This window comes from Ilumatobacter sp., assembly GCF_039969435.1.
Classification (GTDB): Bacteria; Actinomycetota; Acidimicrobiia; order Acidimicrobiales; family Ilumatobacteraceae; genus Ilumatobacter_A.
This window is the reverse complement of the sequence record NZ_JBDVNU010000020.1, coordinates 38,145-64,250: the sequence shown is the minus strand read 5'-3', so window position 1 is coordinate 64,250 and position 26,106 is coordinate 38,145. Positions and strand designations below refer to the sequence as shown.

At 67.8% G+C, this 26,106-nt stretch carries 23 protein-coding genes; 17 read left to right on the top strand and 6 right to left on the bottom strand.

Annotated elements, in window-relative coordinates:
• Positions 1-22 precede the first annotated feature (22 nt).
• Both hrpB and ABJK40_RS11365 read right to left on the bottom strand, forming a co-directional pair.
• Positions 23-2,575: an ATP-dependent helicase HrpB gene (gene hrpB, locus ABJK40_RS11370; protein WP_348480796.1), complete on the bottom strand. Its 2,553-nt coding sequence runs from the start codon at positions 2,573-2,575 to the stop codon at positions 23-25.
• 55 nt (positions 2,576-2,630) lie between these two features.
• Complete coding sequence (locus ABJK40_RS11365) at positions 2,631-3,140, bottom strand: hypothetical protein (RefSeq protein ID WP_348480795.1); 510 nt, start codon at positions 3,138-3,140, stop codon at positions 2,631-2,633.
• A gap of 137 nt (positions 3,141-3,277) precedes the next feature.
• Between ABJK40_RS11365 and ABJK40_RS11360 the strand changes: the two genes are divergently transcribed.
• A complete protein-coding gene (locus ABJK40_RS11360; protein ID WP_348480794.1) occupies positions 3,278-4,090 on the top strand; it encodes a hypothetical protein in 813 nt (270 codons plus the stop codon).
• A gap of 77 nt (positions 4,091-4,167) precedes the next feature.
• Here the strand turns inward: ABJK40_RS11360 and ABJK40_RS11355 are convergent, their stop codons facing one another.
• The 3 genes from ABJK40_RS11355 to ABJK40_RS11345 form a co-directional block, all read right to left on the bottom strand.
• Positions 4,168-5,118 carry a DUF559 domain-containing protein gene (locus ABJK40_RS11355; protein ID WP_348480793.1) on the bottom strand — a complete coding sequence of 317 codons (951 nt, stop codon included), beginning with the start codon at positions 5,116-5,118 and terminating at the stop codon, positions 4,168-4,170.
• Between the two features lie 101 nt (positions 5,119-5,219).
• On the bottom strand, positions 5,220-5,549 hold the full coding sequence (locus ABJK40_RS11350; protein ID WP_348480792.1) for a hypothetical protein: 330 nt from the start codon (positions 5,547-5,549) through the stop codon (positions 5,220-5,222).
• The gene (locus ABJK40_RS11345) at positions 5,546-6,880 is read right to left on the bottom strand and encodes a PLP-dependent aminotransferase family protein (protein ID WP_348480791.1); all 1,335 of its coding nucleotides are present in this window, start codon (positions 6,878-6,880) and stop codon (positions 5,546-5,548) included. The genes ABJK40_RS11350 and ABJK40_RS11345 overlap by 4 nt, the downstream gene beginning before the upstream one ends.
• Positions 6,881-7,094: 214 nt before the next feature.
• Between ABJK40_RS11345 and ABJK40_RS11340 the strand changes: the two genes are divergently transcribed.
• The 14 genes from ABJK40_RS11340 to ABJK40_RS11275 all read left to right on the top strand — a co-directional run bounded on the left by ABJK40_RS11340 (position 7,095) and on the right by ABJK40_RS11275 (position 21,158).
• Positions 7,095-8,399 (top strand): aspartate aminotransferase family protein, encoded by a 1,305-nt coding sequence (locus tag ABJK40_RS11340; RefSeq protein ID WP_348480790.1) that lies wholly within the window; start codon positions 7,095-7,097, stop codon positions 8,397-8,399.
• Positions 8,400-8,569: 170 nt separating this feature from the next.
• Complete coding sequence (locus tag ABJK40_RS11335; protein WP_348416273.1) at positions 8,570-9,412, top strand: nitrilase-related carbon-nitrogen hydrolase; 843 nt, start codon at positions 8,570-8,572, stop codon at positions 9,410-9,412.
• Between the two features lie 78 nt (positions 9,413-9,490).
• Positions 9,491-10,906, top strand: a complete 1,416-nt coding sequence (gene hydA, locus ABJK40_RS11330) for a dihydropyrimidinase (RefSeq protein WP_348480789.1) — start codon at positions 9,491-9,493, stop codon at positions 10,904-10,906.
• Between the two features lie 50 nt (positions 10,907-10,956).
• Positions 10,957-12,441 (top strand): CoA-acylating methylmalonate-semialdehyde dehydrogenase, encoded by a 1,485-nt coding sequence (locus tag ABJK40_RS11325; RefSeq protein WP_348480788.1) that lies wholly within the window; start codon positions 10,957-10,959, stop codon positions 12,439-12,441.
• Positions 12,442-12,566: 125 nt separating this feature from the next.
• A complete protein-coding gene (locus tag ABJK40_RS11320) occupies positions 12,567-13,595 on the top strand; it encodes a TIGR03842 family LLM class F420-dependent oxidoreductase (protein WP_348480819.1) in 1,029 nt (342 codons plus the stop codon).
• A gap of 36 nt (positions 13,596-13,631) precedes the next feature.
• Positions 13,632-15,113, top strand: a complete 1,482-nt coding sequence (locus tag ABJK40_RS11315; protein WP_348480787.1) for a sugar ABC transporter ATP-binding protein — start codon at positions 13,632-13,634, stop codon at positions 15,111-15,113.
• A complete protein-coding gene (locus tag ABJK40_RS11310; protein ID WP_348480786.1) occupies positions 15,110-16,156 on the top strand; it encodes an ABC transporter permease in 1,047 nt (348 codons plus the stop codon). The genes ABJK40_RS11315 and ABJK40_RS11310 overlap by 4 nt, the downstream gene beginning before the upstream one ends.
• 41 nt (positions 16,157-16,197) lie before the next feature.
• Positions 16,198-17,349, top strand: coding sequence for a sugar ABC transporter substrate-binding protein (locus tag ABJK40_RS11305; RefSeq protein WP_348480785.1), 1,152 nt, complete (start codon positions 16,198-16,200; stop codon positions 17,347-17,349).
• A 44-nt stretch (positions 17,350-17,393) separates the two neighbouring features.
• On the top strand, positions 17,394-18,392 hold the full coding sequence (locus tag ABJK40_RS11300; RefSeq protein ID WP_348480784.1) for a 2-oxoglutarate and iron-dependent oxygenase domain-containing protein: 999 nt from the start codon (positions 17,394-17,396) through the stop codon (positions 18,390-18,392).
• Positions 18,389-18,778, top strand: a complete 390-nt coding sequence (locus ABJK40_RS11295) for a VOC family protein (protein ID WP_348480783.1) — start codon at positions 18,389-18,391, stop codon at positions 18,776-18,778. The genes ABJK40_RS11300 and ABJK40_RS11295 overlap by 4 nt, the downstream gene beginning before the upstream one ends.
• A gap of 62 nt (positions 18,779-18,840) precedes the next feature.
• Positions 18,841-19,533, top strand: a complete 693-nt coding sequence (locus tag ABJK40_RS11290; RefSeq protein WP_348480782.1) for a dienelactone hydrolase family protein — start codon at positions 18,841-18,843, stop codon at positions 19,531-19,533.
• 80 nt (positions 19,534-19,613) lie between these two features.
• Positions 19,614-20,057 carry a hypothetical protein gene (locus tag ABJK40_RS11285; protein WP_348480781.1) on the top strand — a complete coding sequence of 148 codons (444 nt, stop codon included), beginning with the start codon at positions 19,614-19,616 and terminating at the stop codon, positions 20,055-20,057.
• Positions 20,057-20,767 carry an HAD family hydrolase gene (locus ABJK40_RS11280; RefSeq protein WP_348480780.1) on the top strand — a complete coding sequence of 237 codons (711 nt, stop codon included), beginning with the start codon at positions 20,057-20,059 and terminating at the stop codon, positions 20,765-20,767. Before ABJK40_RS11285 ends, ABJK40_RS11280 begins: the two co-directional genes overlap by 1 nt.
• Positions 20,768-20,888: 121 nt before the next feature.
• Positions 20,889-21,158 (top strand): hypothetical protein, encoded by a 270-nt coding sequence (locus ABJK40_RS11275; RefSeq protein ID WP_348480779.1) that lies wholly within the window; start codon positions 20,889-20,891, stop codon positions 21,156-21,158.
• Between the two features lie 606 nt (positions 21,159-21,764).
• On the opposite strand, the gene ABJK40_RS11270 is transcribed toward ABJK40_RS11275, so the two are convergent.
• On the bottom strand, positions 21,765-23,405 hold the full coding sequence (locus ABJK40_RS11270) for an acyl-CoA dehydrogenase family protein (protein WP_348480778.1): 1,641 nt from the start codon (positions 23,403-23,405) through the stop codon (positions 21,765-21,767).
• Positions 23,406-23,544: 139 nt separating this feature from the next.
• Between ABJK40_RS11270 and ABJK40_RS11265 the strand changes: the two genes are divergently transcribed.
• On the top strand, positions 23,545-24,159 hold the full coding sequence (locus ABJK40_RS11265; protein ID WP_348480818.1) for a TIGR00730 family Rossman fold protein: 615 nt from the start codon (positions 23,545-23,547) through the stop codon (positions 24,157-24,159).
• A 37-nt stretch (positions 24,160-24,196) separates the two neighbouring features.
• Positions 24,197-26,029 carry an alpha/beta hydrolase gene (locus ABJK40_RS11260; RefSeq protein WP_348480777.1) on the top strand — a complete coding sequence of 611 codons (1,833 nt, stop codon included), beginning with the start codon at positions 24,197-24,199 and terminating at the stop codon, positions 26,027-26,029.
• Positions 26,030-26,106: the final 77 nt, after the last annotated feature.

The following is a 26,106-nucleotide window of genomic DNA, read 5'->3' as shown; positions in this document are numbered from 1 at the left end:
GGACCGGCCTCGCTGACGACGGTCAGCGATCCTTCATGCGCTTGGGCACGGCGGTGGCTGGGTCGTCGGGCCACCGGTGCTTCGGGTATCGGCCCGCCATCTCCTTCTTGACGTCGGCCCACGTGCCCTGCCAGAAGCCGGGGAGGTCGGCGGTGACCTGGATCGGGCGGTCGGCGGGGGAGAGCAGTTCGAGTCGGATCGGAGCACCGCCCGCGGTGGGGTGCTCGGTCACGCCGAAGAGGTCCTGGACGCGAACCGCGGCCGAGGGGACGTCGCCCGAGTAGTCGACCTCGACGGAGCGTCCGGTCGGCAACTCGAGGCGACCCGGCACGACGGACTCGAGGTCGGCGCCCTGGGGCCACGGCAGTTGCGACCGCAGCACCATCTCGACGTCGAGTCCGTCGAGGTCACGGCGGCCGACGGCACCGGGGAGGTACGGCGCGAGCCAGTGGTCGACGTGGTCCACCAGTGAGTCGATCGACCAGTCGGGCCACGGGTCGCCGACCGTGCGGTGGAGGAACTCGACGCGTTGGCGGAGTCGGGTCGCGGCTCCGGACCAGCCGAGAACGGCGAGGCGCGTGTCGCGGACGCGCTTCATCAGGGCGGCCGTGGTCTCCTCCGACGCCGAGGGACGTTCCTCGCGCCTCCCGAGTCGGATCGCGCCGAGGCGCCGTTCCACGATCTCGACCAGTTCGTCCCGGTCGGCGTCCCACACGAGGGTCCGCTGGTCCTTGACGTCCTCGCCTCCCGAGCGGATGACGTCGTCGCCGTCGACGGCCGCAGCGAGGCGGATCCGCGCCCGATCCGCCTTGCCGTCGAGGTCGGCAGCGACCACGAAGAGTTCCTCGGCCAGCGGATCACCCTCCCGGATGAACGCACCGCTGCCGTTGCGCATCGTGAACTGGCCGGGTCGGCGGCGGCCGGCGAGCCGGTCGGGGAAGGCGAGCAGCAGCAGGGCACCCGTGCGGTCGTGGTCGATCGACCGGCGGTCGAAGCCGATGCCGAGCCGTCGAGCCAACTCCTCCGCACGCTCGCGCAGCCGATGCACCGCACCTCGGTCGGCAGCGTCGTGGCCGGCCGCTCCCGAGACGACCGCGACCCGCAGGGAGAGGTCGACCGGGAGGTCGTCGGGGCGTCCGCGGAACACGTCGCGTTCGTCGACCAGCGTGGCGATCACACACGCGAGGGCGGACCGGTCGAGTGCGACCATCCGGGCCAGGCGCGGGTGCACCGGGAGTGCCAACATGTCGCGCCCGAGTGAGGTGAGGGTCCCGGTGGCGGGGTCGAGCGCGTGGAGATCGCCGAGCAGTTCGCGCGCCTGGCGCAGCGCCGCCGTCGGCGGCTCGTCGATGAACGTCAGTGCGCCGGTGGGTGCGTCGGGGTCGTTGCCCACCCCCCAGGACGCGAGCTCCAGCGCGAACCCTGCGAGGTCGGCCTGCAGGATCTCGGGGGATCGGTGCTTGGGCCGCGTGCCGTGTTCGAGCTTGCTCCACAGGCGGTACGCCGCCCCGGGCTCGGTGCGCCCCGCGCGGCCGGCGCGCTGTTCGGCCGAGGCTCGACTCGTGGCCACCGTCGTCAGACGGGTCATGCCCGATCGCGGGTCGAATCGCGGCTCGCGAGCGAGGCCGGCGTCGACGACGATCTTCACGCCGTCGACGGTGAGCGACGTCTCGGCGATGTCGGTGCTGAGCACAACGCGACGCCGACCCGCCGGCGACGGTCGGAGCGCGAGATCCTGGTCCTCCTGGCTGAGGGCGCCGGCCAGTGGATAGACGTCGATGCCGTCGCCGAGCACCTGTTCGAGTTGTCGTTGCGTGCGGCGGATCTCCCCGATGCCGGGAAGGAACACGAGGACGTCGCCGTCGTGTTCGCCGAGCGCCTGGAGGACGGCGGCCACGACGGCCGGCTCGATGCGGTCGGGCCCGTTCGGGCGACGAGGTCCACGGCTCCTGCGGCCCGCGCCGCCCTTGTTCGCTGCGCCGGTCGACCGGGGCAGCCAGTGCATCTCGATGTCGAACGTGCGACCCTCGCTCGTGATCACGGGGGCGCCGAGCGCACGCACGAGTCCATCGGTGTCCGGCGTGGCCGACATCGCCAGGATCCGCAGGTCGGGCCGGATCGAGTCGGCGGCGTCGAGCGCCAGCGCCAGTCCGATGTCGGTCGGCAGGTTCCGTTCGTGGACTTCGTCGAACACGATCGCACCGACGCCCGGCAGCTCCGGGTCCCGCTGCAGCCGGCGCGTGAGGATGCCTTCGGTCAGCACTTCGATCCGCGTCTGGGGTCCGATGTGGCGCTCGTCGCGTGTCTGGTAGCCGACGAGCCCTCCGACCCGGGTCCCGGTCAGGTCGGCGATGCGTCGGGCTGCGGCGCGGGTCGCGAGACGCCTGGGTTCGAGCATCACGATCTTCTGGTCGCCGAGCCAGTCGGCGTCGAGCAACGCAATCGGAAGCACCGTCGTCTTGCCCGCGCCGGGTGGGGCGACGAGGATGGCCCGACCGACGTCGGCGAGTGCGGCCTCCACGGCCGGGATCGCCTCGAGGACCGGCAGGTCGGGCAGCGGTCGTCGAGTGCTCATCGGTCAGCGCCCCGCTGGGTGTCGGACACCGGGAGGGACGCCGTTGCGGTCCTGGTCAGCCCAGTGCGGGCGAGCCGCTGAACGGCACCGGGTCGCCTGAGGAGGGGAGTTCGATCGACGACCACTTGGTGATCTCGGCGATCGCGTCGCAGACCTTCTCCCACGTGCGAGGGTCCCACCCCTCGGCCTTGGCACCGATCACGCCGTCGACCTGGGTGAGCACGAACGCCGGGAGTTCGGTGAGGCCCATCGCCTTCACCGCAGCGCGGTCGGGGTCGCAGAACACCAGGAACTTGTCGGCGAGCGGTCCGAGGAACGCCGAGGCGTCGGCCGGGCCGGCGGTGACGATCATGTTGATCCGCACGTCGCACCCACGGAACTCCTCGAGCACCCGCGACGCGGTGCGCAGGATCCACGAGGACTCGTTCGTGTACGGGTCGAGCACCACCGAGGCGAGGTGGAACGTCGTGAGCCACTCCATCACCGGGCGGCCCTTCCCGGCGGCGCCCTTCACCAGCGGGGTGAGGACGAGGTCGGTGGGAAGCTTCAGGTCGGTTGCGGCCACGCAGTGAGGATAGCGGTGACCAGGTCGGACCGAGAAGAGCACCGTGGCTGCGGTGCGGAACCCCAGCGAGTCGGCTGCGGCGTCCGGGTCCCGTGCAGCGCTGTCCACTCGTGCGCCCGGTGGCGTACGGTCGCGTCGTGCACCCGATCGAACACCTCCGCTACGTCGCTCGCGCCCACGGGGTCGACCCGGCGGCGCTGGTCGAGGAGACGGCGCATGCGCTCGGCTCGCTGCACTTCGACCCCGCCGGCCTCGTGGTCGCATGCCGACGGATCGTCGAGCGGCACCCGTTCACCGGTGCGCTGTGGTGGCTGTGTTCCAACGTCACCACGTCGGCGGAGCCGTTCGAGGCGGTCTGGGAGTTGGCCGAGCAGATCCGTTCGGACCGTACGGCGTCCGAGCTCGCTGCCGAGCTGCCCGACGAGTCGACGGTGGTCACGATCGGCGACCCGTCCGTGATCGGTCACGGCCTCGCCCGACGTGGCGACGTGCGTGTGCTCGCTCTCGACGTCGATCATTCCGCCACGTCCTTCGTGCGGCGTCTCGAGCGCTACGACGTCGACTACGAACCGGTCGATGCCGGCGCGGCGGGTGCCGCCACCCGCGTCGCCGACGTGGTGTTGGTCGAGGCGTTGGCGCTCGACGAGTCCCGCGTCGTCGTGCCGTCGGGATCGTCCACGGTCGCGGCCGCAGCGTCGGCGTGGGGAACCCCGGTCTGGCTCGTGGCCGGTGTCGGGCGCCGCCTCCCGACTGCGTACATCGACGCGATGGAAGCGCGCCGTGCCGAGATCGCTGCCGAGGTCGACGACTGGTCGGTCGACGTCGAGATCCTGCCGACCCGGCTCGTCACCGACGTCGTCGGCCCTCACGGTCGCATGCCGATGGGCCCACCGGCGGCCCGCCCCGAGTGCCCCGTCGCCGCCGAACTCCTCACCCGCCCCGCCATGTGACCCGCCCACCCGCCCCCGCCCCACCCGCTCCATTCCCGTTTGCGTGACAGTTCCGGGGGTCGGGGCGACGAAAGGTGTCACGCAAGCCGGTTCGGGGTGGATCGGAGTCGGCGGATCAGGTCGGTTCGGACCCAGTTCGGGTGGTTCCAGATCTGTGTCGAGGTGTACTCGATGACCACGAAGCCGAGGTCCTGCAGTTCGTTGCGCCGCTGAGCGTCCCGTGATCGTTCCGCATCCGACACGTGCCCCAGCCGTCCGGTGACCTCGACCACCATGCGGTGTTCCGCGAACAGGAAGTCGACCCGTGCGACGTGGCGGCCCGTGGTCGAGCGTTGGACCGATTGGGTGACGGGTCGGGGGAGCTCGGCTTCGCGCACGATGCGCAGGAACGTCCGCTCCAGCGGCGAGTGTCCGCCCGAATCGGGCAGGATTCGCTCGATCAGGGCGACACCCCACCTCCCCGATCCCCGCAGGGTCGCAAGCCGGCTCGCAAGCACCTGCGGATGCGACAGTCCCATGCGAACTGCGCTGTCGAACGCGGCTTCGACCCGCTGCCGGGTCGCTCGCGCGTGCGCGAGATCGAGCACCGTCCGAGTCGCCGACGTCACCCGGAAGCCGTCGACGACGACCGTGTCGTTGGCGGCGACGAACTTGGTCGTGTGGACCTGCCAGGGAAGTCGCGTCGGGCGTCTGCCCCGTTCGATGGTGAACTCCACGGCGTCGGGGTCGGAGCGATCCATCCCGTGCAGGGTCGCCGCCGCCTCGTAGCTGACCCAGCTCCGCACGCCGAGGCTGAGGAGGCCGATGGTCAGACGCTGTTCACGGGTGTCGGGACTCCCCGAGATCCGGTACACGCGGGGCGCGACCCGCTGCAGGCGACCCGAGTCGAGTTGCCACCGTCGCTGCGACTCGCCGAGCCCGGCGTCCGTGAGGTCCTGCTGGGAGACGACGCCGTGTTGGCCGGCCGCCCGCTCGTGCAACGCCCACCGTGCGTCGCGGCTCTGATCGTCGATGTCGGATTCGTCCACACCCCGCCGTGGGTCGCCAGACGAGCGAAAGGGAAAACCAGGTCTGCGTCACGCTTCTCGCGGTCCTGGCAACAGAAGGCGTCACGCAAACGGGAGGGAGGTCACAGGGGGCGGTGTCTCGGGGGGTGGCCCAGGATCTCCTCGATGATCGCAGTCGCTTCGACGAGTCGGTCCTCCGTGACGAAGATGCGTGCCATCGGCTCGCGGCTGTACATCGTCATGTTCAGGTTGAAGTCGTCGGTGACCACGGCGGGGATGCCCGATGCGACGAGTTCGTCGGTGATCATCCGGCTCTGCCACAGCGGGAGCCAGGCCGCCTCGGCACTCCGGCCGGCATCGGGCGTGTCCTCGTCGTCCTTGCGCCAGAGGTAGTCCCAGAACTGGCCCCACACGCCTCGTGGCGGTCGGTCGGCGGGTTCGTGTCGGTTCATGCGGTGGCTGCCGTGGCGATCGCGTCGACGATGCGGTCGAGGTCGGTCCGGGCGTTGCCGAGACTGATGCGGATGTGGTTCGACGGGTCGGACGCATCGACGCGGAACGGTGCACCCGGTGCGACGCCGATCCCGGCGAGCGCCAACGCCAGCACCGAGCGCTGTTCGTTGGCCACCGGTACCCACAGGTTGAGGCCGGCGGAACTGCACACGGTGATGCCGTGTTCGGCGAGACCCGCAGACACGGCGCGGCGCCGCGTGTCGTAGATGGCGGCGGCGTGTCGGACGAGACCGTCGACGTCGGGATCCTCGAGCAGCGTGAGCAGGATGTGCTGGATCAGACGACTCGTCCAGGACGGACCGAGGCGTCGCCGGTCGACCACGGCGGCGATCGGCTCGGCGGCACCGGTGACCGAGGCGATCCGCAGATCGGGTCCGTGCGACTTGGAGAAGCTGTGGATGTGGACCACGCGATGGGGGAGGTGGACGCCGATCGATGCGACGGGGCCGGCGACGAGGTCCCCGGCGTGGTGGTCCTCGACGATCCACGTGTCGGGAGCGAGTTCGGCGAAGACCGATGCGACGGCGTCGACGCGCGAGCGGCTCATCGAGCGGCCGGTCGGGTTGTGCGCGGCGAGTTGGAGGATGGCGAGCACGGCCCCGCCGCCCCGTCCCGTGCGCAGCGCTCCGGCGAGCCGGGAGGGATCGACGCCCTCGTCGTCGATCGGGACGCCGACGACCACCGCTCCCGCTCGCTCCAGCATGTCGAGGATCGGCGGGAAGGTCGGGTCCTCCACGACGACGGCGTCGCCGAACCGCACGAGCGCGGAGATGAGCCGGTCGAGAGCGTCGAGCGAGCCGTCGAGCACGGTGACGGCCTCGGGTGGGAACGGAGCGCGGGCACGCAGCACGACGTCGAGTTCCTCCAACACCGGTCGATCGATGTACGAGGTGATCGCGACGTCGGCGTGCAGTCCGCCGAGCATCGAGGCGATCGTCGGGAGCAGTTCGGTGTCGGGCGTGCCGGTGCTGAGGTCGAGGATCGACGGGCTGCCGTGTGCAGGAACGGTGGCGGGGACGCGCCAGAAGCGACCGGTCATCTCGGTTCGGGCCGCCCGGATGGTCGTGCCGTTGCGGCGGGCGGTCTCGATCAGTCCGTGGTGACCCAGGATCCGCCACGCTTCGGCCACCGTGCTCGAACTCACCCCGGCGCGGCGTGCGAGCTGGCGCACGGTCGGCAACCGGTCGCCGTGGCCGAGGTCGCCCTGACGCACCATCGAGCCGATCGACGTGGCGATGCCGTCGGCGGTGAGAGCGCCACACCGCGACACGATCCGATCTGCCAGCGTCGGGCCGGCCGCTGGGGACGAGTCGGTGGGGTGAGGCGTCACGGCATGTCGAACGCGTTCGGGGGCCGGGTTCGAGACGAGGGCGGGGACAGCAGTCGCGTCCGAGCGGTTGGTGGTGGTGGCCGAAGGTTCGATTCCTTTGTCTACAACAAAGGTCCCCTTGTGTCGATTCGCGCCGACCAATACTGTCGGCGCGATGACGTCGACCGCCGAACTCGCCCAGCGCTACCGGGCGGTGTTCCCGTCCTGGCTCGGTCCGCTGCACGGCGAGAATCCGATCTCGATCGACCACGGCGACGGCGGCTACGTGTGGGACCTCGAGGGCAACCGCTACCTCGACTTCTTCGGTGGGGTCCTCACGACGATGATCGGCCACAACCAGCCCGACGTCACCGCAGCGGTCCAGGCGCAGGCCGCGAAGGTGATGCACTCCTCGACGCTGTATCTCAACGAGGAGATGGTCGCACTCGCCGAGGAGATCGCCGCGGTGTCCGGCATCCCCGACGCACGCGTGTTCTTCACCGCATCGGGCAGCGAGGCGAACGACACCGCACTGCTGCTCGCCACGTCGTACCGACGGTCGAACCAGGTGCTCGCGATGCGCAACAGCTACCACGGTCGCTCGTTCACCACGCAGGCGATCACCTCGCACTCGTCGTGGCGGTCGAGCAGCATCTCGGGTCTCGACGTCACGTTCGTGCAGGGCGGGTACCGACTGCGCAGCCCGTTCCGCGACCTCGACGACGATGCCTACACGCAGGCCTGTTGCGACGATCTGGAACAGATCCTCGACATGACCTCGGCGGGTGGAGCGGGGAGCGGTGTGGCGTGCCTGATCGCCGAGCCGATCCAGGGGGTCGGAGGGTTCGCCACCCCACCCGACGGTTTCTTCGGGCAGATGCACAAGATCCTCGAAGGCCGCGACATCCTGTTCATCTCCGACGAGGTGCAGACCGGGTGGGGCCGCACCGGAGAGCACTTCTGGGGCTATCAGGCGCACGGGGTCACGCCCGACATGCTCACGTTCGCGAAGGGCGTCGGCAACGGTGTCGGCCTCGCCGGCGTGGTCGCTCGTGCCGAGGTGATGGACACCATCAAGGTCACCTCCTTCTCCACGTTCGGCGGCAACCCGCTCGCGGCGGCAGCCGGTCGGGCGACCCTCAAGCACGTCCTCGACCACGACCTCCAGGGCAACGCCTTGCGCATGGGCGAACGCTTCCGTCGACGCCTGGATCCGTTGATCGCCGACGTGGCGTGGATCGCCGAGGTACGCGGACGCGGGCTGATGATCGCCATCGAGACCGTGCAGGACGACAGCCTCCATCCCGATCCGGCCAAGGCCGTCGCGGTCGCCGACGGCTGCAAGGAACGCGGCCTCCTCGTCGGCAAGGGGGGCCTGTATGGCAACGTGGTGCGCATCGCACCGATGCTCAACGTGTCGGAATCCGAGATCGACGAAGCCGTCGACATCATCGCCGCCACGGTGGCGGCGATCGGCTGACGAGACCAGAGCGACGAGATCGAACGCAATCAACCCACCACACGCCCGAAACCGACCGGCAACACATCATCGCCACACTCACCGGCGCCGCACTCGTGGAACGGCGAGATCACCGCACTCACCGACCAGCAACCACACCGCTCAGGCGGCAATCAGCAACAGGGGACACCATGTCACGAATCGTGAAGGCCGCACTGCTCCAGACCGACTGGACGGGCGACAAGGAATCGATGATCGTCAAGCACGAGGAGCAGGCGCGCGAGGCAGCGGCCCAGGGCGCTCAGATCATGTGCTTCCAGGAACTCTTCTACGGGCCCTACTTCTGCCAGGTGCAGGACGAGCAGTACTACGAGTACACCGAGTACATCCCCGACGGCCCGACCACGAAGCGGTTCCAGGAACTCGCCAAGGAACTGAACATGGTGATGGTGCTGCCGATGTACGAGATCGAGCAGCCGGGCGTGTACTACAACACCGCTGCGGTGATCGACGCCGACGGCACGTACCTCGGCAAGTACCGCAAGCAGCACATCCCGCAGGTGAAGGGCTTCTGGGAGAAGTTCTACTTCAAGCCTGGCAACGGCGGCTACCCGATCTTCGACACCGCCGTCGGCAAGGTCGGCGTGTACATCTGCTACGACCGTCACTTCCCCGAGGGCTGGCGTGCACTCGGCCTGAACGGCGCCGAGATCGTGTTCAACCCGTCGGCCACGCACCGCGGCCTGAGCGAGTACCTGTGGAGCATCGAACAGCCGGCTGCTGCCTGCGCGAACATGTACTACGTGGGTGCGATCAACCGTGTCGGCATCGAGGAACTCGGTGAGAACGACTTCTACGGGCAGAGTTACTTCGTCAACCCGCGCGGCCAGTACGTCGAGGACAAGGGCGATCCCCACGAACCCGAACTGATCGTGCGCGACCTCGATCTCGACCTGATCACCGAGGTCCGGAACGGTTGGCAGTTCTACCGCGACCGCCGCCCCGACGCCTACGGCGAACTGGTCGAAGGCTGACGGCGAAGCGACACGGTTCAGCCGTCCATCCGGTGCCAGGCACCGGTTGACGGACCGACGACACGAAGGGACATTCCGATGGCAACGACACTGATCTCAGGGGGAACGGTCGTCTCGGCGATCGGTCGGCGTGAGGCCGACGTACTGATCGACGGCGAGTCGATCGCCGCGATCCTCGCGCCCGGCCACGCCGCGGCGTACGGAATCGAACCCGACACGACGATCGACGCAACCGGAAAGTACGTCGTGCCCGGTGGCGTCGACGCACACGTCCACATGTCGCTGCCGTTCGGTGGAACGGTCTCCGCCGACGACTTCGACACCGGTTCGCGCGCCGCCGCCTGGGGTGGCGTCACCACGATCGTCGACTTCGCCTCCCAGACCGTCGGCCTCGACGTGCGCGAAACCCTGGCCGCCCGTCACGAGGAGGCTGCGGGCGAATGCCATGTGGACTATGCGTTCCACCAGATCATCGGTGACGTCAACGAGACGTCCCTGGAGGCGATGACGCACCTCGTCGAGAACGAGGGCGTCACCAGCTTCAAGATGTTCATGGCCTATCCCGGCGTCTTCTACTCCGACGACGGCCAGATCCTGCGGGCGATGCAGAACGCCTCGGAATCGGGCGCGTTGATGATGATGCACGCCGAGAACGGCATCGCGATCGACGTCCTGGTCGCGCAGTCGCTGGCTGCCGGTGACACCGACCCGAAGTTCCACTCCTACACCCGACCCGAGGAACTCGAGTCCGAGGCCACCCACCGGGCGATCAAGCTCTCTCGGGTGGCGGGCAACGTACCGCTGTACATCGTGCACATGTCGGCATCCGAAGCGCTCGAAGAGGTGTCACGAGCGCAGCACATGGGGCTCAACGTGTTCGCCGAGACCTGCCCGCAGTACCTGTACCTGTCGATCGAGGACCACCTCGCGCAGCCCGGGTTCGAAGGGGCGAAGTGGGTGTGCTCCACACCGCTGCGGTCCAAGCACGAGCACCACCACAGGGACCTGTGGAAGGGCCTGCGGATGAACGAGCTGGCGGTCGTGTCGACCGACCACTGCCCGTTCTGCATGAAGGACCAGAAGGAACTCGGCCTCGGCGACTTCTCGAAGATCCCGAACGGCATGGGCGGCGTGGAACACCGGATGGAGCTGATCTACCAGGGTGTGGTGATGGGGGAGATGACCCTGGAACGCTGGGTCGAGACGTGCTGTACCACCCCGGCCCGGATGTTCGGCCTGGACAAGAAGGGCGTGCTGGAACCGGGCGCCGATGCCGACGTCCTCGTGTGGGACCCGAACTCGAAGACCAGGATCGGCATCGACGACAAGCACCACATGGCGATGGACCACTCGTCGTACGAGGGCTTCGAGGTCGACGGCAAGGTCGACACGGTGATCTCCCGCGGCCGGGTCGTCGTGCAGAACGACACGTACCTCGGGGCGAAGGGGCACGGCAAGTTCGTCAAGCGTGGCCTCAACCGGTACATCCACTAGTCGGAGCGACCGGTCGCTCGACGGATCACGAACCACAGCAAGGTGAACTCATGAATCGCATCTCACATTGGATCGACGGCAAGGTCGTGGAGTCGACGTCGGGCAACTCGGCGCCCGTGTACGACCCGGCGAGCGGCGAGCAGACGGCCACCGTCGATCTGGCGTCCGTGGACGAGGTCGACGCAGCGGTCGCGGCGGCGACGGCGGCGTTCCCGGAATGGCGATCGACGTCGCTGTCCAAGCGCGCCGAGGTGATGTTCCGGATGCGCGAGCTCGTCGACGCGAACCGTAAGGAGATCGCGTCCTTGCTCACCGCCGAGCACGGCAAGGTGTTGTCCGACTCGTTGGGTGAGGTCGCACGCGGCCTGGAGAACATCGAGTTCGCCTGCGGCATCCCGCAGCTGATCAAGGGCGAGTACTCCGAGCAGGCGGCGACCGGGATCGACGTGTACTCGATCCGTCAGCCGCTCGGTGTGGTCGCCGGGATCACGCCGTTCAACTTCCCCGCGATGGTTCCGATGTGGATGTTCGCGAACGCACTCGCCTGCGGCAACACCTTCGTGTTGAAGCCGAGCGAGAAGGACCCGTCGGTCACGATGTTCCTCGCTGAACTGCTCGCCACGGCCGGGCTTCCCGACGGCTGTTTCAACATCGTGCAGGGCGACAAGGTCGCCGTCGACCGGATCCTGCACCACGACGACGTGGCTGCGGTCAGCTTCGTCGGCTCCACGCCGATCGCGAAGTACATCTACGAGACCGGCACCGCCAACGGCAAGCGCGTCCAGGCGCTCGGCGGCGCCAAGAACCACATGCTGGTCCTCAACGACGCCGACGTGGCCATGGCTGCGGATGCTGCGGTCGGTGCGGCGTTCGGTTCGGCGGGGGAGCGGTGCATGGCGATCAGCGTCGTGCTCGCTGCGGAGGGGATCGCGGACGAACTGGTGAGCAAGATCGCGCAGCGGATCCCCGACATCAAGGTCGGCGCCGGCAACGAGCCCGGCAACGAGATGGGCCCGCTGATCACCGCCGAGTCCCGCGACCGGGTGACCGGCTACATCGACGGTGCACCCGGCGAAGGGGCCACCATCGTGGTCGACGGCCGGGAGAACCTCCCGGCCGACGGCTACTTCGTCAACCCGACCCTGCTCGACAACCTCACGACCGACATGGCCTGCTACACCGACGAGATCTTCGGTCCGGTCCTCGGGGTGATGCGTGTGTCCGGCTACCAGGAGGGCATCGACACGATCAATGCGAACCCGTACGCGAACGGGACGGCGATCTTCACCCGCGACGGAGGTGCCGCCCGCCAGTTCCAGTTCGACGTGCAGGTCGGGATGGTGGGCGTGAACGTGCCGGTGCCGGTGCCGGTGAGCTACTACAGCTTCGGCGGCTGGAAGGCCAGCCTGTTCGGCGACACCCACATGTACGGGCCCGAGGGGATCAACTTCTACACCCGCGGCAAGGTCGTCACCAGTCGGTGGCCCGATCCGGCCACCAGCTCGGTCGACCTGGGCTTCCCGGAAACGCGTTAGATGTCGCCGCACACGCCGTCAGCGCTCGCAGGCCGGCGCCGGTCGGCGACGACACCGCACGACATCGCCTGCTCGCACGTCTCGGGGCGGCAGCTCGGTCGGACAACGAAGGGAACGTGACCAGCATGGACATCGGAGTGGTACTGCAGACGACGCCACCGGCGTCGCGAACGATCGACCTCGCGAGGCGAGCCGAGACCTACGGCTTCAGCCACGTGTGGACCTTCGACAGCCACATCCTGTGGCAGGAGCCCTACGTCATCTACTCCCAGATCCTGGCCGAGACGCGCAACGTCGTCGTCGGGCCCATGGTCACCAACCCGGCCACCCGTGACTGGACGGTCACGGCGTCGACGTATGCGACGCTGAACGAGATGTACGGCAACCGCACCGTCTGCGGCATCGGCCGCGGAGACTCCGCCGTGCGCGTCACCAACGGCAAGCCGACCACCCTGGCCACGATGCGCGAATCGGTCCACGTGATCCGCGAGCTCGCCAACGGACGCGGTGTCGAGTACAACGACTCCACGATCACGCTGCCGTGGGCGTCCCGGAGTCGCCTCGAGGTGTGGGGAGCGGGCTACGGGCCCAAGGCGTTGAAGATGATCGGCGAGACGTGCGACGGGTTCATCCTGCAACTCGCCGACCCACAACTCGTGGCGTGGATGATCGACGCCGTGAAGTCGGCGGCATCCGATGCCGGGCGCGACCCCGACGACCTCACGATGTGCATCGCGGCGCCCGCCTACGTCACCGACGGCAGCGACGCCGGCCTGGAGCACGCACGGAACCAGACGCGTTGGTTCGGTGGCATGGTCGGCAACCACGTCGCCGACATCGTCGACCGCTACGGGGCCGATGCCGGTGTGCCGCAGGCGCTCACCGACTACATCAAGGGTCGCCAGGCGTACGACTACAACCAGCACGGCAGCGCCTCGAGCGAGCACGTCGACTTTGTTCCCGACGACGTGATCGACCGGTTCTGTCTGCTCGGCCCGGTCGAGTCCCAGATCGAACGGCTGAACGAGTTGAAGTCACTCGGCGTGGATCAGTTCGCGATCTACCTGCAGCACGACGCGAAGGACCACACGCTCGCCCAGTACGGCGAGAAGGTCATCCCCGTCATGACCGAGCACGCACTCGCGAAGCAGTGACTCCGTGCGCCCCACCGATCTCGATCACGCGAACTGATGGACAACGAATCGCCAGCTCTCGAGCTGCGCAACATCAGCAAATCGTTCCCGGGGGCGCGTGCCCTCGACGACGTGAGTCTCACGGTTGCGTCAGGTGAGGTCCACGCGCTGGTCGGCGAGAACGGCGCCGGCAAGTCGACGCTGATCAAGATCGCCTCCGGTGTGATCGCCCCCGACTCCGGCACAGTCAGCGTCGGTGGCGAGGTCGTCAGGCAGAGCAATCGACGCGTCTTCCAGGACCTCGGCGTGCGCGTCATCTATCAGGAACGTCAGATCGCGCCCGACCTCACCGTCGGCGAGAACGTGCTTCTCGACCGCCTGCCCGGGGGTCGATTGAGCGTGTCGTGGCGACGCATGATGAGCGACGCATCGGAGCGCCTCGGCGCCGTCGGGCTCGATCTCGATCCGAGATCGAGTGTTCGCAGCCTCCCAGTGGCCAAGTGGCAGCTGATCGAGCTGGCTCGCGCCGTCGACTTCGGCGCACGGTTGATCATCATGGACGAGCCGACCGCGTCGCTGAGTCGCAGCGAGGTCGAGCAACTCTTCGAGGTGGTCGCCCGGCTGCGCGAGCGCGGCGTTGCCGTGCTCTACATCTCCCACCACCTGGACGAGATCTTCCAGATCGCCGAGACCGTCACCGTGCTGCGTGACGGTGAGCAGGTCTTCACCGGACGGGTCGAGGGACTCACCGCTGACGCCCTGGTCGAGACCATGTTCGGTCAGGTGGTCCACCACGTCGACCGTGAACGACGTGAGCGGGACCCGCGCATGGCGATCGAACTCGACCATGTGTCGGCCGGTACCCGGTTGCGCGACGTGTCGTGTCGCATCGACGTCGGCGAGGTCGTCGGGTTCACGGGTGGGATCGGATCGGGCGTGTCCGAGCTCGCTTCGGTGATCGTCGGCGCCTCGGCAACGACCGGAGGGTCCGTGCGGCTGGCAGGCGGTCGCACCGTGTCGAGCCGCACTCGCGCTGCGAACTCGATCGCGTACCTCCCTGCCGACCGCAAGCGTCGAGCACTGCTCCTCGACCGGTCGACGGCGGACAACCTGAATCTCGCTCAGTTGGCCGTCAGCGGACCCCCGCTCGTGAGACCCGGACGCGGCCGGAGGATCGCACACGACCTGATGATGCGGGCGGGCGTCAAGTCGGATTCCGCCGAGCGGGGTGTGCGGACACTCTCCGGCGGCAATCAGCAGAAGGTGGTCATCGGTCGATGGCTCGACGTCGGCTGTGACGTGCTGGTCTTCGACGAACCCACGGCCGGGATCGACATTCCGTCGAAGCTGGAGATCTACCGGACGCTGCGACGACTCGCCGACGAAGGCGCCGCCGTGGTGGTGTGTTCGACCGACTTCCAGGAGATCGGCCTCGTGTCGGATCGGGTCCTGGTTCTTCGTGACGGTCGGGTCGTGGGCGAAGTCGACGGCGCCGATGCCACCGAACAACGATTGATCGATCTGGAGATGAGTACATGAGCGTGTTGCGACGGATGCTGTCGGGTGAGCAACTTCGGGTCTTCCTGCCGCTCATCGCAGCGGTGGTCGGGCTTGCCTGGTACACCGAATATCACAGGGACAACTTCGTTGCCTGGACCAATCTCGAGAACATCCTCCTGCAGACGTCGGTGCTCGGCATCGTCGCCGTCGGGCAGACATTCCTGATCGCAACGGGCGAACTGGATCTGTCGGTCGGCACGTTTGCCGGATTCAGTGCGGTGCTCGCGGCCACCCAGGTCGTCGATGGCCGGTCGGAGTTCATATCGGTCGTCGTGGTCCTGATCGTCGGTGCTGTGGTCGGAGCGGTGTGGGGTGTGGTGGTCACCGCCTTGCGTGTTCCGTCGTTCATCCTGACGCTCGGCGGTCTGAGCGTGTTCCAGTCGTTGGCGCTGGTGCGGGCGAAGAACTCACCGGTCCCTGTCCGGGGATACTTCGAGTGGCTGCGCACCGGCGACGTCCTGGGGTTGCGCACCCCGATCATCCTGCTCATCGCCGTGACGGTGGCAGCGTCGCTGGTCTTGCGGTACACCCGATTCGGGCGCCAGGTGTACGCAACCGGGTCATCCGAGGAAGTCGCCTATCTTGCTGGTCTGCCCACTGCTCGCGTGAAGATCGTCGCCTACGTGATCAGCAGCGTGCTCGCGGCGATCGGGGGGTTGGTCCTGATGGCCCGCATCGGGTCGGGTGACCCGCGTTCGGGCGGGGGACTCGAGTTGAGAGCCATCGCCGCAGTCGTGCTCGGTGGAGCTTCGCTGGCCGGCGGACGCGGATCGGCGATGGGGACCGTCCTCGGAGTGTTCGTGCTCGGTGTCGTCCAGGCAGCACTGACGTTCCTCGACGTGAACGACTCGTGGAGCGACTCGGTCTTCGGTGGGGTGCTGATCGTTGCCGTGCTGCTGACTGCGATCAGTGACCTCCAGCGGGGATCGAACGCCCGACCGAACGCCCTGACAGCATTGTTCCAACGTCGACGCACGCCAGAAACACGCTCTTCATCCACAGCACCAACGTCGGAAACCTGACGTCGGCAGAGTTCGCAATTCACTAACAAGGGGAGAACATCATGCAAGGAACATCAGGATTCTCGTCGGGCCGTCCGTTCGGGCGGCGCCGCTTCATCCACGGAGCAGCAAGCATCGGACTGGGAGCCGCTGCGCTCGCCGCATGCGGCAGCGACACCGACGAGGCGACCGACGATGTCACCGACGCAACGGAAGGCACCGACGCACCGGAGGGCACCGACGCTTCGGCGACGACCGATGCAACGGAGCCTGCGACCGAAACTGCCTCGACCGACGCGGCAGCGGTCGGAGCCAGCATCACCAGCGGACTGATCGGGCTCACCCTCAACGGTTTGAACGACTACACGCGCGGTGTCGTCACGGGTGTCTACAAGGCCTTCGAAGGCACCGACTTCGAAGTCGCAGCAGTGCAGGCCAACTACAGCGCCGAGACCGAGTTGAGCAACATCGAGAACTTCCTCGCACAGGGTGCAGTCGGCGTCGTGATCCAGCCGAACACCGCCGAATCCGCCGGCGCGGGCGCCAAGGCGGCATTCGACAAGGGTGTGCCGGTCGGCAACTGCATCTGGCCCGGTCCGAGCGATGCCGACGAATTCTTCAACGGTGTCGCCGAGATCGATTCGGTCGAGGGTGGGCGCATCATCGGCCGGTACCTGCTCGAGCAGCTCCCCGACGGCGGCAAGATCGTCGTCGTCCAAGGTGTCGTCGGCCAGGGTTTCTCGGAGCGGATCGACGAAGGACTCGACGAGGTTCTCGAGGGTTCGAATCTCGAGATCGTCGTGCGTGAGCAGGGCTTCTTCGACCGTGTGGGTGCTGTCGAGGTCGTGCAGAACGCCTTCCAGGCAAATCCCGACATCGTCGCGATCGTCGACTATGCAGCAGCGATGAGCAATGGCATCTGCCAGTGGATGGAGGACGAAGGCATCGAGGACGTGCTGCATGTGACCTCCGATGCCGATGCCGAGATGGTCACCTGGTTCGGAACGCCGTACCTCGCAGCCACCCGCTACTACAGCTCGGCCCAGACCGGTCTCATCGCAGGCCAAGCGGTCCTCAACGCGCTTCGTGGCGAGCCCGTCGAATTTCGTACGGTGATCGCGCAGGAGTTGGTCACTGCCGACAACGTCGAGGCCGTCGTGGCGGAGAACCCGTTCTTCTTCGACGAGTACGCCGACAAGACCGAGAACCTCTGAACCGACCGTCCCCGACCCGACCGACCGAATCAACGGAGCACACCATGACCACCGACCTCGTCCCCGTCATCGACGTCAGCGGCTTCTTCACCGGCGATCCGGTGAAGATGCAGGCTGTCGCGGATCAGATCGCGGAGGCCTGCGAGTTCTCCGGTTTCTTCCAGATCGTGGGTCACGGTGTGGACGAAGAATTCATCTCCTCCGTCTACGACGTGAGCCGTGAGTTCTTCGACCTGCCCGAGGAGGCGAAGGCGAAATGCGCCCAACCGTCCCCGGATCAGGTGCGTGGTTGGTCGGGAGTCGCCAAGGAGAGCCTGTCGAGTTCGCTCGGAGAGGCATCACCCGGCGACCTGAAGGAGAAGATGGACATCGGGCCGAGCAACGTGCCCGACGACCCGTACTACTCGATGGATCTCGCCGGGCCACACTTCGCTCCGAACTTGTGGCCCGACGAGCCGTCGGAGTTCCGCCCCCTCTGGGAGCGGTACTTCACGGAGTTGAGTGAGCTGTCCGCATCGCTGATGCGGATGTTCGCACTCGGACTCTCGCTGCCGGTCGACTTCTTCGACGACAAGATCGACAAGCACATCTCCATGATGCGTGTGCTGAACTACCCGGACCAGGCCGAGGCGCCGCTCGATGGTCAACTCCGCGCGGGTGCGCACTCCGATTACGGCAGCCTCACGTTGCTCCGACAGGAGGACCGACCGGGCGGGCTCCAGGTCCGGAACAAGGCAGGCGAGTGGATCGACGTGCCTGCGGTTCCCGGCGGTCTCGTCGTGAACATCGGAGATCTGATGGCGGAGTGGACCAACGATCGTTGGGTCTCCACGATGCATCGGGTCGTCAATCCGCCTCGAGACGCAGCGCATGACTCGCGGCGGATCTCGATCGTGCTCTTCCATCAGCCGAACTACGACGCGATCATCGAGTGCCTCCCCAGTTGTCTGCCCGAGGACGGCGTCCCGAAGTACGAGCCGACCACCTCGGGTGACCACTTGTTCAACAAGTTCACCGCCCAGACCTCGATCGCGGCGTCGTGAACATCACGATCTCGCTGGCGAGTTTCATCAGCGAGGAGTTCGTCGCGTTATTCGAGTTCTACTCGACCACGTTCGAACTCGCCGAGGTCGAAGAACTCCACTCGGACATCTTCCGCGGCGCCCACGTCGGGGACATGACGCTCGGATTCTCCGCGCCCGTCGTGTACGAGATGTTGGCGATCCAGGAATGGAGCGATCCGAAAGGAACCACCCAGTACCTCACGTTCGAAGCGGCATCGGACGACGAGGTCTCGACGTTGACCGAGCGAGCGGTGGTCAACGGTGCTCGGCTGCTGCACGATCCGTACGAGACCTACTACGGCGCATTCCAGTCGGTGCTCGCCGATCCCGACGGGAACGTGTTCAGGATCAATCACTTCCGTTGACGTGCACGACCACGAGGTCGCTCCGCGAGGACGGCGCGAGGTCGAGCGTCTACGTTGCCCGTATGGGACAGATGATCGAATTCGCCGCCGGAGACATCGACGCACGGGGATACCTCGCGACACCCGAGTCGGGATCCGGTCCCGGCGTGATCGTGGTGCAGGAGTGGTGGGGCCTCGACTCGGGAATCAAGGGCATGGCCGATCGACTCGCCGACAACGGGTTCGTCGCGCTGGCTCCCGACCTCTACCACGGCGAACTCGCCGAGCACACCGAGATGGACAAGGCCGGCGAGCTCATGAACTCGATGCCGCCGGAACGCGCGGCCGCCGACATGAGTGGCGCGGTCGACGCACTGCTCGCCCGATCCGAGACCACGGGCGACGGCGTCGGGGTCGTCGGGTTCTGCATGGGCGGAATGCTCACCTTCCTGCTCGCCGCGACCCGACCGGATGCGGTGAAGGCCGCCGTCCCGTTCTACGGCTACCCGTCGGGCGACGACGGACCCGACGTGTCGAAGATCGAGGCCCGGATCCAGGGCCACTTCGCCGAAACCGACGACTTCTTCGGTCCCGAGGGCGTCCGAGAGCTCGAGCAGAAGCTGCAGGACATGGGCAAGCAGGTCACCCTCACCGTCCACCAGGGCACGGGCCACGCGTTCATGTCACCGCACGACGCGCTCGACACCTACGACGAGCAGCTCGCCGAGACGATCTGGCCGCAGTTCACCGGTTTCCTCCACGAGATCCTCGATTGATCGATCGAACGAGCCCGGATGATCGCACGACGGAGAAGCCGATCACGCTCCGCTCACAGAGCACCCGTATGTTCGCCGTCGTGAACACTTCATCGATCTCCAGGACCAACGTCGCATCGATCCTCATCGGCGCCTCGCTGCTCTTCGCAGGCTGTGGCGGCAGCGATTCGGCGAGCGACTCGGGCTCGTCCGACGGCGGATCGTCGGCCGGCGTGTGCGCCTCGGTGCAGGCGATTGCCGACGCTTCGGCGGCGCTCGACGAGACGGAATCGGCGGAGGACAGCGTTGCCGCACTCCGGGACCTGTCGGATGCGCTCGACGGGTTCGCTGCGGTCGCGCCCGATTCGGTGAAGGCCGACGCCGAGCAAGTGGCCGAGTCGACATCCATCCTGTCGGAGATCGACCCGGAGGCGGGCCCGACCGACGAGCAGCAGGCTGTCGTGGACGACGAGGCGACGGACGAGTCCGCAGAAGCGATCGAGGACTTCGCTCGATCCGAGTGCGACATCGATCTCGGCAGCTGATGACGAGCCCCCGCACCGCCTCCGTCGGCCGTCGCTTCGACGCCGTGATCTTCGATGCAGGCGGTGTGCTGGTGCTTCCCGACCCCACGGTGCTCGCACCGCTGTTGGCGTACTTCGGCGGTGACACGGACATCGAGGCACACCGTCGCGCCCACTACGCCGGGATGAAGGCCAAGTCGGATGTCGCCGCCGACGAAGCCACCTGGGGTGGCTACGACGACGCGTACGTCTCGTCGATCGGAGTGCCCCGCAGTGAGCGCGCCGAGGCCGCCGACGTGCTGGGACGCACCCGGTACCACCACACGTGGCGGTGGGTCATCCCCGAATCACGCGCCGCCCTCGAACGGCTCGCCGGCGCCGGGGTGCCGATGGGCGTGGTGTCCAACGCGAGCGGTCAGATCGCGTCGATGCTCGCTCGTGGCGTGGCACAGGTGGGTGCCGGTGAGCACGTCGAGATGCGGGTGATCGTCGACAGCCACGTGGTCGGCGTGGCCAAGCCCGATCCGGCGATCTTCGACCATGCGTTGCCCGCGTTCGCGGAGTTCGAACCGGACCGGATCGCGTACGTCGGCGACTCGGTCACGATGGACATCGCCGCGTCGGTGGCGGCAGGTCTGCATCCGATCCTGCTCGACCCCTACGACGACCACGCCGGCGCCGACTTCGAACGGATCGCCTCGCTGCACGACATCGCCGACGAACTCGCCTGACGATTCGTCGACGCGTGAGCGAGGCCCCGTCCTGGGGCGGGGTGATCCGCACGTCGAGAAGCCGGCCGATGGCGCTCCGAGGGGGTGTTTGGGTTGTGTCCTCGTGCGGCACCATGGATCGATGTCGTCTCCACGCATCCGTACTGCCCTGCGGCCTCTGGCCGTCCTCTCGGTGATCGGTCTGTCCGTGGTCGGCTGTGGCGGTTCCGACAGCGAGGACCCGCTCGACGACGGTGATCCGTCGACGCCAGTCGATCAGGGCACGGTCGTCCCGCCGGTCAGCGTCGGCGTCGACGGCGGCGAACCGGTCGACAACCTGAACGATGGCGAGTCTCAACAGCCGGCGCAGGGTGGCAGCGACTCGGACCTCGAGTCGAACAACGGCGGCTGAGGCCCGACCGAGTCGCCGGATCGAACTGCGGACGCCGATCGAACACCAGGGCGTCCTCCGGCGTCACGAGAGAGCGACCACGGACGGCACAGCGCATGATCCCGCCGTCGACATCGGCGGACACGGCTCCGCTGCGGGTGGCCATCCGGAGCGCGATGACACGGAGACGCACGAGCAGCCGGGCTCGTTCGTGGCATGGTCACCTCCCGAGCGGGACTCTCCCCGAGATCGTGGTGCCACGGCTCCGGTGCGAACTCACCTGGAGACGTCCACCGACCGCGCCGAGCCGGTCGGCCGTGTTCTCGAGCCCGACCCCTGTCGCCGAGCGTTCGTCGAATCCGATGCCGTCGTCGCTCACCGTGAACGCCAGTTCGTCGGCATCGACGGTGAGCCCGACGACGACGAGCGAGGCCGATGCGTGGCGGTTCGCGTTCTGGAGCGCTTCGAGGATGCAGAAGTAGATCGCCGCCTCGACGTCGGCGTGGTGGCGTCCGACTCCTCGTCACCTGCTGACGGGGTGACCTCCTGGGTCGGCGCCGTGGCGCCCTCCCGCGGAGTGTCGTGGTGCGGGCCCGCCGGAACTTCCCGGCGGGCAAACCCACGCACTCAGGCGGCGGTGCTGGCGGCGATCAACTGGCGGGCGATGACCTTGAGGCAGAGCGTCTCGTCGGCGCCTTCGAAGATCGACAGCACGCGTGCGTCGACGAAGAGGCGGCTCACGGGGAACTCCTCGGCGTACCCCATGCCGCCGTGGATCTGCATCGCCTCACGGGTGACCCATTCGGCTGCCTTGCACACGTAGGCCTTGACCATCGACGCTTCCATCGCGCCTTGGCCCTTGGCCATCAGCGTGGCGACGGCGTAGCTGAACTGGCGTCCGGCCTGGGTGAGCACGGCGATGCGGCCGAGCTTCGCCTGGATCAACTGGTACTCGCTGATCGAGCTGCCGAACACCTTGCGGTTCTCGGCGTAGTCGAGCGCTTGCTCGTAGGCGGCCTGCATCACTCCGACGGCGCGAGCGGCGGTCTGCAGACGGCCGTTCTCGAAGCCGGCCATCTGGTAGTAGAAGCCCTTGCCGAGCCCCTCCTCCATTCCGATCTGGTTCTCGGCGGGGACCCACCAGTCCTCGAGAGCGATCTCGTAGCTGTGCATCCCGCGGTAGCCGATCGTGTCGATCGGGCTGCCGTCCATCCTGCCGCCCGTCTCGACCGGACCGTCGGGCGTGTCGATCTCCTGCGTCAGGTTGAACCCGTGTGAATCGCCGCGCGGCTTGGGCACGATGAAGAGGCTCAGGCCACGGTGGGTCTTGGACCGGTCGGGGTCGGTGCGGGCCAGCAAAGTCAGTGCATCGGCGCGGGCACCGAACGTGCACCACGTCTTGACACCGTTGATCACCCAGCCGGGTTCACCGTTCGGGCCGTCCTTCGGTGTCGCCGTCACCTTGATGCCGGCGACGTCGGAGCCGTAGTCGGGCTCGGTGACCGCGACCGCGGGCATCACCTCGGCGGTGGCGAGCAACGGCAGCCACTTCTTCTTCTGCTCCTCGGTGCCGCCCTTGACGAGTGCCCGGGTGAGGATCTCGGGCCGCGTGATCAGCGAGCCGCCGATCCCGAGGCTCGCCTTCGACAGCGCTTCGGTCGCGGCGACCATCGCCGTGTACTCCTCGTCGCCGCCCTCGCTGTAGCCGCCGTACTCGGCCGGCACCGACAGGCCGAACGCACCGAGCTCGGCCATTCCGGTGACGATCTCCTCGGGGACGTCGCCGTTGGTGCGGTGGACGTGCTCGGCGTGCGGAGCGATGACGTTCTGGGCGAACGCACCGAACGTGTCGGCGACCATCGTCATGTCGTCGGAGAGGTGTAACGGGCCGGCGGTGGTGGCGAGCGACGCCATGAACTCCGCCGCACGGTAGGTCGTCATGAACGCATGTGCGTTGGCGAGCGCGTCGCGTTCGACGCCCCAGTCCGCTTCGCGTCCGAGGATCTTCGACGCCAGGTCGTGGACCATGTCGGCGGTGAACGCGCAGGTGATCCTGCCTTCGACGTCGCCCTTGTTGCCGTAGTCGATCAGCGACTTCGCCGTGGCGACACCCGCCGCCGCGTGGGCGATCTCGTAGGCGAGGACCTGGTGCTCGTCGGGACCACCCTCGAGAGACGCCAGGCGTCGCACCGCCTTGCCGACGACCCGGTCGGCGAGATCGATCACGTCGGCGGCTGCGGGAAGATCGGGGGCTACGTCGGTCGTCATGGCCCGCGAGATTACCGATCGGTAACCCGGCAGGCCATTTCTACGACCGGCTGACAGGATGTGACCTGTGACAACCGCGGACGACGATCAACGCACGACCCCCGACGACGGCGTCCGTCGCGACACCGCCGTCACCGGGATCGATCGTGGCGGCCGAGACCGAACGGGTGCGTCGGCGAGCCGGTCGATCGCCGTGTTCTGCGGGTCGAGTGCCGGTCGGTCGCCGACCTACCGGTCGGTGGCGGAGGCGGTGGGCGTCGCGCTCGCCGAGCGGGGATGCCGACTGGTGTACGGCGGGGGCCATGTCGGGCTGATGGGTGCGGTCGCCGACGCCACGCTGTCTGCCGGGGGGTCCGTGACCGGCGTGATCACCGAGCAACTCCTCGCTCTCGAGGTCGCGCACCAGGGGCTGACCGAACTGGAGGTCGTGGCCGACATGCACCTCCGCAAGGCACGCATGGCCGAACTCGCTGACGGCGTGATCGTGCTGCCCGGCGGCTTCGGCACGTTCGAGGAGATGTTCGAGATCCTCACCTGGAACCAACTCGGCATCCTGTCGATGCCGGTGGTGCTGCTCGACGTCGACGGCTTCTACACCCCACTGGTCGAGTTGGTGGCGGGAGCCGTGCAGGCCGGCTTCATGCGTCCCGACCACGGAGCGCTCCTCGTGCGCGTCGAGGACCCGGCCGACGCCGTCGATGCCGCACTCGCTCCCGCGGCCGCATACGTCCCCAAATGGGTCGGCTCGCGGTGACCGTGGCGGGCGCCCACGGGTCGATACCTTTCGGTGCATGTCGAAGCATGTCGCCGCTCGGAGCGGTCCACGGGTCGCGCGCAGGTCGCAGGTCGCCGGAACGTCGCTCGTCCTCGTCGCGGCGCTGATCGCTGCGAGCTGCTCGGGCGGATCGGACTCCGACGGGACCGACTCCGAGGGGTCCGGCTCGACGCAGGTGTCGGCGCCGGCCACGTCGGCGCAGGGCGCCGGTGAGGACACGGCAGCGGAGGAGGAGGGCCTCGGCACCCTCGACTGGGTCCCGTGCGAGGAGACGTCGGCGATCGCGCCCGACAAGGAGTGCGCCACGCTGCAGGTGCCGCTCGACCACACCGACCCCGACGGTGAGAGCATCGACATCGCGGTCGCCCGCATCGCGACCAGCGGTGACGACAGGATCGGCTCGCTCGTCTTCAACCCCGGAGGCCCGGGAGGATCGGGGGTCGAGTTCCTGGACCAGGCGACGGCCATCGTCCCGACCGCGGTCGCCGAACGCTTCGACCTCGTCGCATTCGATCCGCGTGGCGTGGGTGCCAGCACCGCACTCGACTGCGACGTCGAGATCGACGACAACGTCACGCTCCTCGAGGCGGGCGACGACGCCGGTTGGGACCGCCTCCTCGCCGACGCCGACGACCTGGCCACGGACTGCACCGCGGACACGCTCGAACTCGCCCGGTACGTCGGGACGAACAACGCCGCACGCGACCTCGACCTCCTGCGCGAGGCGCTCGGCGACGACGGTCTCACCTATGTCGGCTATTCCTACGGGACGCGCCTCGGCGCCACGTATGCCGAACTCTTCCCCGACCGGGTGAGGGCGCTGGTGCTCGACGCCGCCGTGAAGCCCACCGACGACTCCCACGAACTCGACCTCGGGCAGGCCGAGGGGTTCGACCGGGCGCTCGAGAACTTCGCCGCGGCGTGCGACGCCGACGAGGACTGCATCCTCCAGGATGTGGGTCCGACACTCGAGGTGCTCGACGGTCTGCGGACCGAGATCGCCGAGGTCGGCGAATTCGAGACCGACGACCCCGACCGAGTGCTCACCCCCGGCGAACTCGAACTCGGCATCATCGCGTCGCTGTACAGCAAGGAGACCTGGCCGTTCCTCGCCCAGGCGATCTTCGTGGCCGAGGCCGAGCAGGACGGCAGCCTGTTCCAGGTGCTCGGCGACCAGTACGCAGGTCGTCGGATCGACGGCACCTACGACAACTCCCAGGTGGCCAACGGGTTCATCAACTGCGCCGACGACCCTGCACGCCCCGATGCCGACGAGACGCGGCGTCTGGCCGACGAGACGGCGGCGCTGTCGGACCTCTTCGACGACGTCCTGCGTGCGTCGACGGGCTGCCTGGGGATCGAGCCGGCACTCGATCCGCTGATCCTCGGGCCTGCCGAGGGGGCGCCGCCGATCCTGGTGATCGGCAACTCGGGCGACCCGGCGACGCCGTTCGAATGGTCCGAAGCGATGGCCGAGGCGCTCGCCAGCGCCGTGCTGTTCACGGTCGATGCCGAAGGCCACACGGCGTACGGCTCGATCGAGTGCGTGACCGCACCGGTGAACGCGTACCTGATCGACCTCGAGGTCCCCGAGGTCGGTGCGTCGTGTTCGGACAACACCGATGCCGACTTCTTCGTCCCCGCCGGCGACAGCGAGGTCGACCTGATCATCACCCTGTTCGACTGCCTGCGTGACAACGGCCTCGACATCCCACCGATCGGCACGGCCGACATCCTCGCCGATCCGAGCGGGGAGGGGTTCACCGAGTTCCTCGACCCGACCGATCCGGCGTTCGCCGCAGCGATCGGCGAGTGCGAGGACGCGCTCCTGGCGCTCCAGGGCGCCTGATCGACCGGGTCGCCGGCGAGCCGGGGCCGTGTGGTCGCCGGTGCCGGTGTCGGTGCCGGTGCCGGTGTCGATGTCGG

Excerpts from the sequence above, each read along its gene's own strand:
- hrpB (WP_348480796.1), bottom strand. The coding sequence starts at position 2,575 with ATGAGCACTCGACGACCGCTGCCCGACCTGCCGGTCCTCGAGGCGATC.
- ABJK40_RS11350 (WP_348480792.1), bottom strand. The coding sequence starts at position 5,549 with ATGAACCGACACGAACCCGCCGACCGACCGCCACGAGGCGTGTGGGGC.
- ABJK40_RS11340 (WP_348480790.1), top strand. The coding sequence starts at position 7,095 with ATGACGTCGACCGCCGAACTCGCCCAGCGCTACCGGGCGGTGTTCCCG.
- ABJK40_RS11335 (WP_348416273.1), top strand. The coding sequence starts at position 8,570 with ATGTCACGAATCGTGAAGGCCGCACTGCTCCAGACCGACTGGACGGGC.
- hydA (WP_348480789.1), top strand. The coding sequence starts at position 9,491 with ATGGCAACGACACTGATCTCAGGGGGAACGGTCGTCTCGGCGATCGGT.
- ABJK40_RS11325 (WP_348480788.1), top strand. The coding sequence starts at position 10,957 with ATGAATCGCATCTCACATTGGATCGACGGCAAGGTCGTGGAGTCGACG.
- ABJK40_RS11320 (WP_348480819.1), top strand. The coding sequence starts at position 12,567 with ATGGACATCGGAGTGGTACTGCAGACGACGCCACCGGCGTCGCGAACG.
- ABJK40_RS11315 (WP_348480787.1), top strand. The coding sequence starts at position 13,632 with ATGGACAACGAATCGCCAGCTCTCGAGCTGCGCAACATCAGCAAATCG.
- ABJK40_RS11310 (WP_348480786.1), top strand. The coding sequence starts at position 15,110 with ATGAGCGTGTTGCGACGGATGCTGTCGGGTGAGCAACTTCGGGTCTTC.
- ABJK40_RS11305 (WP_348480785.1), top strand. The coding sequence starts at position 16,198 with ATGCAAGGAACATCAGGATTCTCGTCGGGCCGTCCGTTCGGGCGGCGC.
- ABJK40_RS11300 (WP_348480784.1), top strand. The coding sequence starts at position 17,394 with ATGACCACCGACCTCGTCCCCGTCATCGACGTCAGCGGCTTCTTCACC.
- ABJK40_RS11290 (WP_348480782.1), top strand. The coding sequence starts at position 18,841 with ATGGGACAGATGATCGAATTCGCCGCCGGAGACATCGACGCACGGGGA.
- ABJK40_RS11280 (WP_348480780.1), top strand. The coding sequence starts at position 20,057 with ATGACGAGCCCCCGCACCGCCTCCGTCGGCCGTCGCTTCGACGCCGTG.
- ABJK40_RS11275 (WP_348480779.1), top strand. The coding sequence starts at position 20,889 with ATGTCGTCTCCACGCATCCGTACTGCCCTGCGGCCTCTGGCCGTCCTC.
- ABJK40_RS11270 (WP_348480778.1), bottom strand. The coding sequence starts at position 23,405 with ATGACGACCGACGTAGCCCCCGATCTTCCCGCAGCCGCCGACGTGATC.
- ABJK40_RS11260 (WP_348480777.1), top strand. The coding sequence starts at position 24,197 with ATGTCGAAGCATGTCGCCGCTCGGAGCGGTCCACGGGTCGCGCGCAGG.